Genomic DNA, 16,029 nt, shown 5'->3' on the forward strand with positions numbered 1-16,029 from the left:
AATAAAATATTTTTTAGGTGCGCACCCTCAAAAGTTTGGGGTCATACATTGGCCTGAGAGAGGCCTTTGCAGGATAGCGTACACCTGCAATATCTATTTCATAAGTGCCGCTTTTGATGAAATCAAGGGATACTGTTTCTCCATCATTTTCAACGGGGCCAACCCCAACAGATGCACCTAATGTGTGTCCATAGCCTCCCGACATAATATATCCAACAGGCTTGTCATCCCGGTAAATAATCTCGCCATAATATAGCATTGGCTCAGGATCTTCGAGCAGGAACTGAGGCATGCGGTATCTAAATCCTGTTTCTTTTAGGCGCAAGAGTGCATCCCGACCAATAAATCCTCCGGGTTTATCAAAATCGACAAAGAAACCCAACCCAACTTCCAGGGGAGTATCTGTATTGTCAATATCGCCCCCATAATCACGATATGCCTTTTCCAGCCGGAGATTATTCAAGGCTTGTAATCCTATATGTTTCAAACCAAAATCTGCACCTGCTTCCACCAGGGTATCAAAAACATGCGAAGAAAACTCGGAGGGAATGTATAACTCCCAGCCCAACTCGCCCACATACGTTACGCGGATGGCCCTGACCAGTGCATAGCCGATATCAATTTCCTGTGATGTCAGGAAAGGAAAAGCCTCATTAGACATATCCGCATTTGTGAGTGTGCTCAAAAATTCACGAGATTTTGGTCCCTGAATGTTCAACACGCTGCAGGCAGAAGAAATATTGGTAATCGCTACATGTGCATCCACAGGAATGTGCCGTCTCAACCAGGCTTGCACAGCTGTTAAAGTAGCGTCACCAGATAAAATCAAATATTGATCTTCGGCAAGGCGTGTGACCGTTAGGTCAGCCTCAATTGTGCCGGTTTCGTTACACCATTGGGTATAAACACAGCGGCCGACCGGAACTGCAATGTTATTAGCGCAGATCAGGTTAAGATATTTTTCTGCATCTCGTCCTTGAACAAGAATTTTGCCCATCACAGAATAATCCAGCATGGTCACATTTTCACGGGTGGCCAGATGTTCTGCGGCGCTGTACTCAAACCAATTCTGCCGTCCCCAGGAGTATTCGACTTTTGGCTCAACTCCCTCCGGTGCAAACCAATCCGGATACTCCATTCCGGCATATACTCCAAAATAGGCTCCTGCATCGGCCAGGCGATCATAGAATGCAGATTTGCGCACATTTCGCGCCGTCTTGAATTGCTTATTTGGATAGGTATCTTCAAACATGAAACCGAGAACTTCAACCGCTCGATCCTTCAAATATTTCGGTGTATTCTCAAAAGGCGACATACGAGCGATGTCAATCCCGGTGATGTCAACGTCTGGTACTCCGTCTTTGATCCACTGGGCCATTACTTTCCCGGCTCCGCCTCCTGTTAGAATGCCAAGTGAGTTAAAACCAGCAGCAACGAAAAAATTGTCAAGCTCCGGAGCAAGCCCCATCATGGGTCCCAGATCCGGTGTGAAGCTTTCAGGACCGCAGAAGAATTTGTGGATACCGGCATTTTCAAGGGCCGGGACACGTTTCATCGCTTCTTCAACATAGGGCATCATTCGATCCCAATCAGGATTGATCTCGCCAAAGGTGAAGTCCTTTGGAATGCCATCCAACGCCCAGGGAGCTGAGACCGGCTCGAATATTCCCAGCAAGATGCCCCCCACCTCTTCACGTAAATAGGAATATTTATCAGGGTCCACCAATACAGGCAGATCTGCGTGGATTCCTTCAATCGCATCGGTGATCAAGTAGTAATGTTCGGTCGGCTGCAAAGGTATGTTTACACCTGCAAGTTTTCCAATCTCTCGCGCCCACATTCCCGCACAATTGACTACATATTCTGCCTGGATTTCCCCTCTATTGGTGATGACCCCAGTCACCCGTTGATCTTCCTTGGTGATGCCAGTAACAGCAGTTTCTTCAAAGATTTGAACCCCACCCATACGAGCGCCTTTGGCCAATGCCATAGTCACATCAATGGGATTAACGCGGCCATCATTGAGAGAATAGAATCCCGCCAGGATATCGTCGGTAAACGCCAAGGGCCAGAGTTCTTTGACTTTCTTTGGAGAAATTTCTTCCACTGGAACACCAAATTCGCGATCGAAGGCTGCTATGCGACGTAATTCTTCCAGCCTATCTGGAGTAGAAGCCAGGGTAACCATACCTACATTTTTATAACCTGTCGCCTGGCCGGTTTCTTTCTCCAGCCTGCTATACAATTCCAGCGTGTATCTGGTCATTTCAACTGTAGTTGCATCAAAAAAGCCGCCGGCCTCAATCAACCCGGCTGCATGCCAGGTGGTGCCAGCAGTGAGTTGGGCGCGTTCCAAAAGTACAATATTTTTCCAACCAAGCTTCGCTAAATGATAGGCAGTGCTGCAACCAATTACACCACCGCCTATAATCACAACCTTTGTTTGTTCAGGAAGCTTATCGACTGATTTTTCCGAAGTTTGGTTTTTTGCCACGCTATTCTCCCAATTCTTTTGCTTTACGATCAGCTGCAGCTACTATCTGATCCATCTCCTTTAGAGCGCTATCAGGCAATGGCTCGGGGTTATGTGTATTATATATCTTTTTGAATTCTTCAATTGCCACTTCGCGCGGTTCCCGCAAGCTACCGGCAGCATCCAGTTGGCGAAAAATTGGTGAATAATGAAAATCACGGATATGCTTTCGGGTATGTTTCTCTCGCAGAAAATGACCCTTCGGGCCTACCGCCTTGATTACATCCAGAGAAACATCAAGGTCTTGGAATTCAAACTTTTTGTACATAGTATATACATCCATGGCGACCGCATTATCAAGAATAAGTTGCTCTGGATAAAGGATCATGGAAGAACTCATCAATCCCATATAACCGCAAAGTTCACCACCGGCCAGAGGGATTTGTGAACTGCCAAAGCCCGTTTCAAAGGCAGATTGCCAACCAAGATCAGGAGCATCACTACTAAATGAGCCACCACCCAATGTGGGTACATTCCAGGCATGTGCCAATTCCGCTGCGATAAAATTGACGGGAAGGTTCAGATCCCCAATATAGCCACCTGTACGCGGATTCATGATTGAAGTAATGATCGAGTGAATTACCGGGGCACCAGGATGGGCTAATTGCATCAAGACCATCGCACTGATAACTTCAGCATCACCTTGTACTATTGCCCCAAGTACGGAAGCCGGAGCCGTTGAGCCCATGGTAGGCATGGCCATAAAGCTTTGTGGAATTCCCGCTTCTGCATAGATCAAGGCGGTTTCGATACCATGAGCATCTTGAGTCATAGGCGCAATTGTACAAATATTGGCGCAGACGGGCGGTCTGAGGCGTCTTTCGGCTTCGCTGCCAGATACCACAGTAGCCATCTCCACAATAGCGGGAGCAAGTTCAGGGTGAACGGTCGTTCCGCCACGGACATGCTTCAAGGTGCTTGTCAATCCTGCATGGCATTCATGCAAGGGTGCAGTTTTCCCAAAATCCTGGGCGCTGACCATGGGCCAGAAAAAACTGACCGCGGGTAATGCATCACCAACACGCGCCATCATGGCGACATCGGCCTTTTGGGAGGCGCGTTTTTCACGGGTTTCCGGATCGATGACATGTACCCCGCACCCATCCGTTGTCAGATATGAAACTTTTCCATCCAGAGTGAGATCAAAGCGCTTTTCACGACCTCCAAGTACAAAACTGCGAGGAGCGGTAGCCATCGCTTTTTTTACCAAATCTGGCGGGATACGAACAATCTCATTTTCCCAATCAACATCAGCACCATGCTCAGCAAAAATTGTCAGCGCCTTTTTTGTAGGGAAGGATACACCAACTTCGGATAAGAGCTGCAATGTGCCATTTTTTAGTGTCTCTAGCTCAGAAGGACTGAGCACATTTATTTTTTGGTGTGATGAAATTGAAAAAATATCTGGTGTTTCAGAATAGGTATTCATATGATCTCCTGGTTTAATCCTTTATCACCTTCATTTTACCGAATATTGATTTGCCACCACCATCCATTGTATCGGGCACAACTGGGGCTAAATTTCTCGATTCTCGCTCTTGTTTAAAACTGGCTCCAATATAGTGAGAGCCACTTTGACTGCACTTGCACTATTGAGCAAATCGAGTAAACTGCACCCCCCCTCAGAATGCAGTTTACCGATATGCTGAACCCCCTTTGTTAATTCTGTAATACAAGCGCGTGCATCCAATCCCTTTTCCACTGCTTCCAATGCGAGGGCTTTTGCCCTAACTGGATCCCCATCAATTACTGCCTGAGCTAATTTTTCATGCATCTCAACGGTCATCTTTTTCTCCTGGAGACGCCAGAGGGACGCCGGAAACGGGAGGGTTAAAACTTACGTGACCATTCCTTCGGCCAACGCTCAACAACAACTTTTTTCTGCGTAAAGAACTCAACAGCATCCATTCCCTGGCCATGCATATCACCAAAGAAAGAGTCTTTCCAACCGCTAAAGGGGAAGAAGGCCATCGGTGCAGCCACACCGATATTGATGCCTACGTTTCCGGCTTCCACTTCATAACGGAACTTGCGTGCTGCTGCCCCACTGGAGGTAAATAAGCTCGCCTGATTACCATAGATGTGACTATTTGCCAATTTAATGGCATCTTCAATTGTCTGTACGTGCATCATGCTCAATACCGGGCCAAAGACTTCTGTTTTCCAGATTTCACTGTCGGGTTGTACGTTTGCCAGTACTGTAGGTCGCACAAAGGTTCCGCCTTCATAATTTTTGACAGTTGTTCCTCGCCCGTCCACCAGGGCGGTTGCGCCTTCTTTCGTTCCCAGACCAATTAGTTGCTCAATATTTTCCTTGCTGGTCTGACTGATGACCGGACCCATCTGGATGCCCTCATCAAGACCAAAGCCAACGGTGCGAGATGAAGCGGCATCGCAGATCAATTCTGTGAAACTATTTCGAGCTTCTGCTACAGTTACCGCTAATGACACTGCCAGGCATCGCTGTCCTGCACAACCGAATGCTGAATCCGCAACGATTTGGGTTGTCATTTCCATATCTGCATCTGGCATAATGATGACCGGGTTCTTGGCTCCACCCTGGGCTTGCACCCGTTTGCCATTTTCAGCAGCGCGGCGATAGATATATTTGGCAACATTCGTCGAGCCAACAAATGTGATCGCACGAATATCAGGATGATCGAGAATGCTATCGACCGCATCTTTAGCACCATGAACCATATTGACGACACCCTTTGGGAAGCCAACCTGCTCAATCAGTTCGAAGATGAACTGCATGGTCATCGATACTTTTTCTGAAGGTTTGACAATATATGTGTTGCCGGTTGCCAATGCGTATGGCAGATACCAGAATGTAATCATGCCAGGGAAGTTGAAGGGCGCGATCGTAGCACAGACTCCCAGCGGCTGACGCAGCATAATTTCGTCAATTCCGGGGGCAATATCTTCTGCGATTTCGCCCTTCATCATCATCGGCATACCACAGGCAACTTCCACATTCTCAATGGCACGGACCATCTCAGCTTTAGCTTCGCCAAGGGTCTTGCCACACTCTCTGGTAATTATGCGACCGATCTCATCGTGGTTAGTTTTGAGTAAATCTCGCAGCTTGAAAAGATATTGGATGCGATCCTGGACCGGGGTTTGCCGCCAGGCCGGAAATGCCTCAGAGGCCGCCTTTGTCGCTGCATCCACTTCATCTTTGCCGCATAATGGTGTCTTCGCGATCACCTCACCGGTTGCAGGATTAATAACCTCTGTATATTCGCTTACTTTCGGCTCCACCCACTCATTGTTGATGTAATTCATTATTTTCGTCATGCTATTTCACCTTCCTATCGGCAACTTCCAAAGCTTTCTCAACCAGAGCAAAGCCTTCATCTAATTGTTCCTTTGTAATGCACAGTGGCGGGACTACAAAAATCATTGTCCCAATATCCTTGACCAGTATGAAGGTAAATAAGCCGCTATCCAGCAACGTATTCTTCACTTCAGCCATTACAGCTGCAGGGAAGGGGTCTTTGGTCTCGCGATTTTCCACCAGTTCAATGGTTGAAAATAAACCGATATAACGAACATCACCTACTGACGGGTGACGCTCTTTGATATCTTCCAGCACTTCACCAAGGTAGTTGCCCAAAGTCGCGGCATTTTCAAGCAAGCTGTCTTCTTCGTAAACCTCTATCGTCGCCAACGCAGCAGCACAAGCCAATGCATGACCGCTATAGGTCAGGCCAGCGAAGAGGTAATTATCATCAAAATGATTGGCAATCTCTTCTGTAACGATCACAGCCCCAAGAGGAACATAACCCGAAGTGATGCCTTTTGCCGTTGTGATAATATCTGGTTCCACATCCCAATTATCAACCGCAAACCATTTTCCCGTTCGTCCCCAGCCGCTCATCACTTCGTCTGATATAAGCAGGATGCCATATTTATCGCAAATCTCACGAACTCGTGGCCAGTAATCGTCGGGTGGGACAATCAAGCCATTTGAACCGGTTACGCCTTCCATGATGATGGCCGCGATCTTGTCAGGGCCTTCATATTGAATAATTTCTTCGACGTGAGAAATACACTCCCGCTTGCAGGATTCCACTTTCTGCCCAAAAGGACAGCGATAGCAGTATGGATCGAGAAAATGTGCAGTCCCAGGCATAGCTGGTTCAACCGCATACCGACGATAATCACCCGTCAGGGCAATTGATCCATAAGTGGCACCGTGATACGATCGGTAACGTGCCAAAATTTTGTGGCGTCCTGTGTAAGCGCGTGCGATCTTGATGGCATTTTCGTTTGCTTCTGAGCCACCCAGGGTAAAGAAGGTTTTCTTAAGTTTTCCGGGGGTAACTTCGGCCAGTTTTTTTCCGAGCAAAGCACGGGGTGCGGTTGTGTTCCCGGGGTGGACGCAGCAGAGCTTTGCAGCCTGATCCTGAATGGCTTTTACGACTCTGGGATGTTGGCTTCCAATATTTGTGTTCATTAGCTGTGATGAAAAATCGATATATCTCTTTCCAGTCGCATCCCAGAAATAAACACCATCCGCTTTTTCCACTGGAATGGGGTTGACCTGAGATTGAACTGACCAGGAGAAGAATGTGTATTCTTTGCTTAACTGTACAATCTCATCGGCTGATAATGCCTGATTATCTTGATCCATATAGCCTCACTTATCAGAGATACAATCCTGTCTCGGATAGTATCCCTGTACGAATATTCGGTAAGCTACTTATGCCTTTGCAGCTTTGAGCGCATCGTTGAAAACGTTCAGGGTTTCGCTTACATCTTCTTCGCTGAGCGCAGCACATAAGAACCAGGGTTCACGGGCATCACCGTCAGGCTGTACACCGCGCTTGATCAATTCCAAAGCAAGTTTTTCGTAAAGTTCGCCATCGCCCTGGAAATACTCTCTAAAATCGTGCGGTTCTTCTTCAACACCTAAAACGATACCAAACATGGATGGCACACCCGGGAGTGCATGCGGGATATCTGCTTCGGTCAGAATTTCACCAATCCCGGTCATCAGAGACTCACCGCGCTTAAAGATGGTTTCAATAATTTGTTCAGATTCAAGAATTTCAAGTGTGGCAATTGCTGCTACCGTGCCAACCACATTTCCGGAATAGGTGCCTCCATGAGCCATGAGGCCAGGTTCAATTGTCATCATGACATCTTCTTTTCCGGCGATGGCTGCAATCGGGAAGCCATTCCCCAAGGATTTTGCGTAGGTCACCAGATCAGCCTGGATATTGAAATAGGCCTGTGCCCCACCATTGGCCATTCTGAAGCCTGTTTTGACTTCATCAAAAACCAGCACAATACCGTATTTATCGCATAGCTCCCGCATTTTCTGAAGATAGCCCGGTAGGGGCATAACGCCAGCAGAATTGCCAAGCATTGGCTCAACAAAAATAGCGGCGATATCGCCCCATTGTGCCGTGATGGTTTCTTCCAGGCGCTCAAAATCATTGTAGGGCAGGTTGATCACATATTGATTAATCCCTTTGGGGATTCCGGATGTCGCCGGCACGTTGATCGGGCTGCGTTTGGAACCTAAAGATACGGGATTAGCAGAGGCAGTGCTATACATGAAGTAATCTGCCATGCCGTGATATTGTCCCTCGAATTTGATAAATTTTTCGCGTCCGGTGTATGCCCGTGCAATGCGCAAGGCATGCATGGTAGCTTCGGTGCCGGTATTGGTCAGGCGCACCTTATCCACATTACACATCTTGGTAATCCGCTCACAGAGTTCAATCTCATAAGGTGTTGTCCAGGCAAAAACGGTACCATCTTGAATCGCATCTTGAACTCGCTTTACAACAGCGGGGTGACCATGACCTAAAATGATTGGACCAAATCCCAGGCGATAATCGATATAACGTTTTCCATCTGCATCCCAGATGTATGTACCCTCGCCTCGGGTGGCGATTAGTGTGTCATCCTCACCCCAATAGCGAAAATTCGAATTTACACCGTAAGGCATTACGGCTTTTGCTTTTTGAAAAAGCTCACGGGTTTTTTTCCCTTGAATACTCATTTAATCTCCTTTGAATAATTTAGATTTTTCGGAATCTCCGTGGTAGCTGGCGGATATGAGGGAGTTTTGCAACCCTATGGCGGTTTGCAAAACTCCCTCATATCCGCATTTGGCCCCGGCAATTCCCAGGGAGCCAATGAACCATAAATGGCTAAAAAGGCAGACCCTGCCCCAAGCCCTTTGCTTTTGCACGCCGATAAACTTCTGGCAGGATAGCTGCATACTCGCCCCAAATACCCAGGGCAATGAAGACAATGACTTCGTCCGCGGATTCTCTGCCTGTTGCTTTTCCAGCAACGATATCAGGCCACTCTGCATGGACACTCTCTCGAGTAAATTTTCCTTCTTTAATCAAATCGACTATTTCTGGAATTCTGGGGCTGACGTATTTCCAGCGATCAAAGATAACTTTGTCGGCTTCCAAAATGACGTCATGGTTAACTTCCTGATAGGAACCCAGGCGGGCGATAAATGTCCCTGGCTTCAACCAATCACGATATACAAGTTCCTGGCTGCCCGTAGTTACGGTAAACACAATATCGGATTTTCTTACAACGCTTTCTCTATCATCCAGCGACACTGCTTCGACAGGAAAACCAAGTTCTGCTTGAAGGTCCTTGGCACATTTTTCAGCTGCTTCAGGAATGATATCAATAAAATAGGCCTGAGTAATTTTGAAGCGTTCAACCAATGCCATCAGGTGCAACCGACCCAATGTTCCCGCGCCAAAAATGGTTACTACCTCAGACTCAGGTCGTGCCAAAACGGCTGTTGTTGCAACTGTCGAGGCGGCTGTCTTTAGACCAGTAACCCAGTCGGCTCCCATAAAACAGGCGGGTAATCCGGTTTCGTAGTCAATTAGAATGACTTGTGAGCAAGTGGTTGGGCGATTGTATTTTGTGGGATTACCGGGGAAATAGCTGAAGGATTTTACAAAAGCATACTCTTCCCCGGCAATATAACCAGAGAAAGGTTTGACAAAACCATCATCATTAACATCCATATAAAACTTATCACCTACGACCTTGCCATCTCCATCGGCCCTGATGCCCTTCTCGGCCAGGTCGACAGCTTCGGCTACTGAGATAGTATTCTGAACATCTTTTTCAGTAAGGTAGAGAATTTCATTTGGTAGAGGCATGATATAGATCTCCTTGATGTAATATGGTCATTTGATTAGAGGTAATTTAGTCTTACTAAATGAGCCTGTAATAGGCCAGCCTTGGATGTTTGTTCTTAGAAATTTGACTTGGGGTTAAGGGATATTTCACCTCCAACATATTTCCGTGCTATCTATCTGATAAATTATGTTTATCAGATAAACTCGAGATGCAAGATAAGTGATGGGTATGATTTTCTGGTGATCAACTACCAAGATTTCCAACCCATCCATAGTTTTCTTTTGCAATACTCAAGTACATAAAGGTTTCAGCTTCTTTGACTCCCTCGACAGCATGGAGCTTTTTCGTCAGGAAGTTCAGCAGATGGGTTTTATCTCTGCATACAACTTCAACGTGCAGATCATAGCTCCCTGTAAGTAAGACCAAATAAATAACTTCTTCAAATAATGCAATTTCATTTGCGATTTCTTCCAAACGTTTGACATCTGCCTTGACCCCAATTTGGGCCATTGTTGCAAACCCCATCAATAATGGATTTGTAATGGCCACGATCTGGAGAACACCCTCATCAACAAGGCGGTGATATCGTTGACGTATCATGCCAGTGGAAACCCCTAATTGTTTTGCTATCTGAGCAAATGGGGTTCTGCCATCATCGCTTAACATTTTGATGATTTTTCGATCGACATCATCAATTTTTGCCTGTCCATCAAGATTAACATTCTGCATAGAAATTCTCTCTCTTAATCAATTATTTTTGGCAATATATCACAATCAGGCACAAAAATCAATGGTCTTTATGACAAATCAGAACAATAATCAACAATATTATAACATTATGTCATAATATTGTTGATTATACTGCAATATTAGCATCTATTCGTGGTATACTGCTTTCTAGTAGATTTATGAACCAAAAGATTACCTTTAATCACATCATTTACAAAATATATCTTTCATTGACCCTGGAGGTATCCATGTCCAAAAATCAAAGCCAACCCAATTCTTCGAGTAAACTTCCCTCTCATGCACAAGTTGTGATCGTTGGCGGAGGCGTAATCGGTTGTAGTGTTGCCTATCATCTAACCAAACTTGGTTGGGATGATGTAGTACTCCTGGAGCGAAAAGAACTCACATCAGGTACTACCTGGCATGCAGCTGGATTGGTGGTTACACCGAGTGGAGACGAACTAAGCGTTGAAATTTCAACTTACACGCGTGAGCTAATGAAAACCCTCGAAGCAGAAACAGGACAATCCACTGGATTTAGAGATATTGGGTATCTGCAATTAGCCACAGACCCGGAGTGGCTGGAAGAGCGCCGCCGTATGGCTGTTGCCGCTCGAAGACTTGGAGTCAACTACCAGGAAATTTCCCCCACTGAAGTCAAGAAGATGTGGCCTCTGGCGGAAACGAGCGATATTTTGGCTGGTTTTTATACCGCGGAAGATGGACGCGCAAACCCGGTTGATTTTACGATGGCGCTGGCTAAAGGCGCTCGCATGGGGGGAGTAAAAATTTTTGAGGATACTGAGGTTACTGGAATAAATAAAGAGAACGGACGTGTGACCGGCGTGCTCACAGATAAAGGAGAGATCGAAGCAGAGATCGTTGTCAACTGCGCGGGTTTGTGGGGACGACAATTAGGCAAAATGGCAGGTGTAAATGTTCCCCTTCAGGCAGCTGAACATTATTATTTGCTTACCCAACCGATGGAAGGAGTACACGCAGATCTGCCCATCATTGAAGATTTTGGCGCTTACTCCTATTTCAGGGAAGAGGTGGGCGGTCTGTTGGTCGGATTCTTTGAACCAATCGCCGCTCCCTGGGGGATGGATGGCATCCCGAAGAATTTTGCTTTTGGAGAGATCAATCCCGATTGGGATCGCATGATGCCCTATGTTGAGATCGCCATGGAACGTGTTCCCTCACTCAAAGATGCCGGTATCCATAAATTCTTCTGTGGACCAGAAAGTTTTACACCGGATGGCGGCCCGATCATGGGTGAATCACCTGAACTAAAGAATTTCTTTGTTGCTGCGGGATTAAATTCCCTGGGTATTTTACAGGGCGGCGGAGTTGGGAAAATTATGGCTCAGTGGATTGTCGATGGGTATTGTCCCGTTGATTCACTGCATATCGATATTGCCAGATGCCTCCCATTCCAGGGTAATCAAAAATTCCTGGTTGACAGAACTGTCGAAACACTGGGTTTACAATACCAGCTTATTTGGCCTAATTTCGCAAATAAATCTGCCCGAAACGTTCGCAAAACCGCCATTCATGAACAATTAGCGAAGGCGGGCGCGTTCTTTATCGAAGGCATGGGCTGGGAAATTCCCGATTGGTATGCCCCGGCTGGGGTAGAAGCCAAGGTCGAAAAATACTCCTGGAAACGCCAGAATTGGTTTGAATATCTGGCCGAAGAACACAAAGCTTGCCGCGAAGATGTGATCTTCATGGATGTAACCTCCATGTCGAAATTCCTCGTGCAGGGTCGTGATGCAGAAAAAGTCCTTAATAATATTTGCGCCAATGATGTCGCTGTTCCCGTTGGCCGGGTTGTTTATACCCAATGGCTGAATGAACGGGGTGGCATGTTGGCAGATTTAACCGTCACTCGGATTGCAGAGGATCAATTTTTTATTGTCAGCGCCGGTGATTTTTATACCCACGACCTGATGTGGTTGAAGAAACATATCCCTGACGGGGCGCACGCCTTTGTTACAGATATGACCTCAGCCTACACACTGATGAATATTCAGGGACCAAAATCACGCGATCTGATGCAAAAGATTACCTCAGTGGATGTCTCAAAAGAAGCCTTCCCGTATATGACCTCACAAAATATCGATCTAAATTATGCGCTTGCCCAGGTAATGCGGGTTACCTATGAAGGCGAATTAGGATTTGAGCTTTATGTCCCAGCCGAGTTTTCAGCGCATGTATACGAATCAGTAGTGGAGGCCGGCCAGGGTTTGGGCCTGCGTCACGCTGGCTTCCAGGCATTGAACTCTCTCAGAATCGAGAAGGCTTACCGTGAATACGGCCATGATATGGATAATATGGATACCCCCCTCGAGGCCGGTCTTGGATTTGCTGTGAAATTTGACAAACCTAATGGATTTATAGGCCGAGATGCTCTCTTACGACATAAAGAAAGAGGACCTCTCAAATATCGGATGGTGCAGTTCCTATTGGAAGATCCCGAACCACTTCTTTACGGAAACGAAATTATTTACCGGGATGGAGAGATTGTAGGATACCTTCAAACTGGCACATATGGCTTTACGCTTGGCGGCGCAATGGGAATGGGCTTTGTAGAAAATGAAGAGGGCGCAACTAACGATTTCATCAACAGCGGAAAATACGAGATCGATATTGCTGGTGAACGTTTCCCCGCCAAAGCTTCGCTGCGTCCAATGTATGATCCCAAAGGAACAAGAGTACGTTCCTAGGGTTTCGGTAGAAATATAATCATGACAAGACCGTTGCTCATCAAATGAGGATTGGATTGGATGTAGAGAGAAAATAACCAATGGTCGATATAAAACCTATTCGTCCAAAACTCAAGCTGGATGTGCTGGACAGTGATGAACTTGAATCCATTCAGTCAGCCACCCTGGATCTTCTGGAAACTGTGGGGGTTCGTTTCCCCTCCGATGAAGCCCTGCGCATTTTCGCTGAACACGGCGCCCGGGTTGATGAGGAAAGCCAAATCGTACGAATTCATTCTGATCTGGTGAAAAAAGCGCTCAGCCATGCACCCCGATCATACAAGTTGGCGGGGCGTGTCAAAGAAGCCGATTTGCTGCTGGATGGAAGCCGCAGTTATTTTGGTACGGATGGTGTTGGGGTCGAGACTCTCGATTTTATAACGGGAGCAAGCCGTTCGTCCACGAAAGAAGACGTCGCGAAAATGGCACGGGTGGCAGATGCGCTCTCATCGATTGGGTTTTATTGGCCGATGGTCAGCGCCCAGGATTATGGTCTCACAGCCCCTTTGCATGAAATCGAGGCCAGCTTCAAAAATACGGTCAAGCACGTCCAGACGGTAACATCCGTGAATGAGACTTTGGCAAATTATGCAATTCGGATGGCTGAGATCATTTCCGGAGATAGATCAAGGATGCGGGCAGCGCCTCCCCTTTCAGCTTTAATTTGTACGATCACGCCTTTGGGCCAGGATAAGGAAGCCATTGAAGCAGCGCTGGTTTATGCCAAAGCTGGGATCCCGGTCGGCTTTATGGCCATGCCAACCCTTGGATCAACTGCACCGGCGACAACTGGTGGGGCATTGGTTTTAGGGAATGCCGAATTGGTCAGTGCGATCGTGCTGATGCAATTGGTTGCCCCGGGAGCGCCCGTTTTTTACTCTCTTTGTGCATCCGTGATGGACCCGCAAACGGCGGGCTATATCGTTGGCATTCCCGAAAAATATTTATGCAATACAGCCGGCGTTCAATTGGCCCATGATTGGGGCGTTCCTGTTCTGGCAGGGTCATTTGCAATGGATGCCCCCGAACCAGCGACCTGGCAACTGGGGCGCGATAGTGTTTATACATCCTTGATGGTCGCAATGGCTGGCGCAGACCTCGCGGAAGGACTGGGGATGATCAAATCTTCAACCTTGTTGGTTCCTGAACAGATCATTTTCGATGATGAAATTTACCATACCCATCGCGCTCTGGTTGAAGGAGTTGATACAAGCATTGATGGCCTGGCGATGGATGCAATTAAGAATGTTGGACCTGGAGGACACTTCCTGGCTCAAAAACACACGCGGAAACATTTGCGGAAAATATGGATCCCAGAGTTATCTCATCCGCGTATCTCACAGGGCGAAGCACCCTCAGCGGATATTCGTCAGCGGGCGCGAGATAAATTTGATCTGATTCTGAAAGAACATATGCCTGAACCCCTGGAAGAATCTGTGCAATACGAATTGCAGGCCATTCTTGATGCAGCGAAAAATGAAATAGGAGGATAGGAGCCATGAAATATTTTTCCCGTTCCCATAATCAGAGTCGAAACCTCAGACCGCCTGATCTCTACGAATATTTTGTTGATAATTTCTGGTTCAAATCGGTTGATCTTGAAAACCAAAAAATCAATCAGCCCCTGCGTGGAAGCCACAAAGCAGATGTGGTCATCGTTGGAGGCGGTTTTACTGGTCTATCTGCCGCCTACCATATCAGACAAAAATTCCCAGAAAAGAAGATTGTTCTCCTGGAAGGGGCCTGCTGTGGTTACGGCGCCAGCGGTCGGAATGGTGGTTTCTGTATTGGGACTGATCTGCTCAATAAAACAAGCCCCGCAGACCCTGAAGCCCGGCAGAATAACCTGGATATTTCCTTTTACGGGCTAAATTTCATCAGGAGAATGATCTCAGAGCATGGCGTCGAATGTGACCTGGAAGAGAACGGAATGCTGGAAGTTGCATTTAACGAAAAGCATATCCGCGGTTTGGAAGAATTTCGGGATCATCTTAAATCTTTTGGCCTGGATTCGTCTCTCCTCCGGGGAGATGAACTTGAGACTGAAATCAAATCATCCAGATTTATCGCTGGCCTGAAAAACCCGCATGGTGCCACGCTCAACCCCGCCAAACTGGCTCGTGAGATGAAGAGGGTGGTCGAAGAGGGTGGGGTTGATGTGCGGGAGCGGAGCGTCGTAACCCGCATCACACCCGGAAAAATAAACCGCGTGGACACCGAGTTGGGAGATATTAGCGCCCCCATTATTGTTGTGGCATTGAATGCTTATTCCCACAAACTTGGCTTCTTTAAGAACCGTGTCTTCCCCATCAGCGTTTTCCAGATCGCTACAGAGCCTCTCTCTACTTCACAATTGGAGTCAATTGGGTGGGGTAACCGACAGGGTCTATCCGATATGCGCAGGATGTTCAGTTATTTGATTCTAACCAAGGATAATCGGATTGTTATGGGTGGGGCGGGTGGGATTGCATATTATGACAACGATGCCTTATGCTCCGGGAACGATAAATCATTTACTCAATCCATCACCAAGGATCTCTTCGCCTCATTTCCCCAACTGGAAGGGTTAGGCATTGAGCATACCTGGGGAGGCACAACGGCTTATCTATTAGGCGAACGAAGCCCTTCTGTTGGTGTAATGGGAGATCATCAAAATATCTATTTTGGCGTCGGTTTAAGCGAAGGCGTTCCCACGACACAAACTTTTGGGCGTATTATTGCCGACCTTATGGCTGGTGAGTCAAATGCCTTTACCAACCATAGTGTTGTAAATCATCCTATCCCCTATGCCGGCCCAACAAATCTGCGAGGAATATTTGGCAGAGGCGTCAGGTGGATGTGGGAGAAAGCTGGCTAAAT

Annotated in this window: 11 protein-coding genes; 3 read left to right on the plus strand and 8 right to left on the minus strand. The window is 47.0% G+C overall.

Annotation, left to right across the window (positions count from 1 at the left end):
• Window positions 1-13: 13 nt before the first annotated feature.
• The 8 genes from AC3DOM_RS00005 to AC3DOM_RS00040 form a co-directional block, all read right to left on the minus strand.
• Complete coding sequence (locus tag AC3DOM_RS00005; protein ID WP_487916963.1) at window positions 14-2,494, minus strand: GcvT family protein; 2,481 nt, start codon at window positions 2,492-2,494, stop codon at window positions 14-16.
• 1 nt (window position 2,495) lies between these two features.
• The gene (locus AC3DOM_RS00010) at window positions 2,496-3,962 is read right to left on the minus strand and encodes a trimethylamine methyltransferase family protein (RefSeq protein WP_487916964.1); all 1,467 of its coding nucleotides are present in this window, start codon (window positions 3,960-3,962) and stop codon (window positions 2,496-2,498) included.
• Window positions 3,963-4,049: 87 nt separating this feature from the next.
• Entirely contained in the window at window positions 4,050-4,319 is a 270-nt protein-coding gene (locus tag AC3DOM_RS00015; protein WP_487916965.1) for a B12-binding domain-containing protein, read from the minus strand.
• 44 nt (window positions 4,320-4,363) lie between these two features.
• Window positions 4,364-5,833: a CoA-acylating methylmalonate-semialdehyde dehydrogenase gene (locus AC3DOM_RS00020; protein WP_487916966.1), complete on the minus strand. Its 1,470-nt coding sequence runs from the start codon at window positions 5,831-5,833 to the stop codon at window positions 4,364-4,366.
• A gap of 1 nt (window position 5,834) precedes the next feature.
• Entirely contained in the window at window positions 5,835-7,172 is a 1,338-nt protein-coding gene (locus AC3DOM_RS00025; RefSeq protein WP_487916967.1) for an aminotransferase class III-fold pyridoxal phosphate-dependent enzyme, read from the minus strand.
• Between the two features lie 69 nt (window positions 7,173-7,241).
• Entirely contained in the window at window positions 7,242-8,552 is a 1,311-nt protein-coding gene (gene gntE, locus AC3DOM_RS00030; protein ID WP_487916968.1) for a guanitoxin biosynthesis PLP-dependent transaminase GntE, read from the minus strand.
• A 151-nt stretch (window positions 8,553-8,703) separates the two neighbouring features.
• Window positions 8,704-9,693 (minus strand): ornithine cyclodeaminase family protein, encoded by a 990-nt coding sequence (locus AC3DOM_RS00035; protein WP_487916969.1) that lies wholly within the window; start codon window positions 9,691-9,693, stop codon window positions 8,704-8,706.
• A gap of 223 nt (window positions 9,694-9,916) precedes the next feature.
• A complete protein-coding gene (locus AC3DOM_RS00040) occupies window positions 9,917-10,402 on the minus strand; it encodes an Lrp/AsnC family transcriptional regulator (RefSeq protein WP_487916970.1) in 486 nt (161 codons plus the stop codon).
• A 248-nt stretch (window positions 10,403-10,650) separates the two neighbouring features.
• On the opposite strand from AC3DOM_RS00040, the gene AC3DOM_RS00045 reads away from it, so the two are divergent.
• From AC3DOM_RS00045 to AC3DOM_RS00055, 3 genes are all read left to right on the plus strand, one after another.
• Window positions 10,651-13,131 carry a GcvT family protein gene (locus AC3DOM_RS00045; RefSeq protein ID WP_487916971.1) on the plus strand — a complete coding sequence of 827 codons (2,481 nt, stop codon included), beginning with the start codon at window positions 10,651-10,653 and terminating at the stop codon, window positions 13,129-13,131.
• An 80-nt stretch (window positions 13,132-13,211) separates the two neighbouring features.
• Window positions 13,212-14,663, plus strand: a complete 1,452-nt coding sequence (locus tag AC3DOM_RS00050) for a trimethylamine methyltransferase family protein (RefSeq protein WP_487916972.1) — start codon at window positions 13,212-13,214, stop codon at window positions 14,661-14,663.
• Window positions 14,664-14,668: 5 nt separating this feature from the next.
• Window positions 14,669-16,027, plus strand: a complete 1,359-nt coding sequence (locus tag AC3DOM_RS00055) for an NAD(P)/FAD-dependent oxidoreductase (RefSeq protein WP_487916973.1) — start codon at window positions 14,669-14,671, stop codon at window positions 16,025-16,027.
• Window positions 16,028-16,029 lie beyond the last annotated feature (2 nt).

The organism is Candidatus Desulfolinea nitratireducens, from assembly GCF_982879505.1.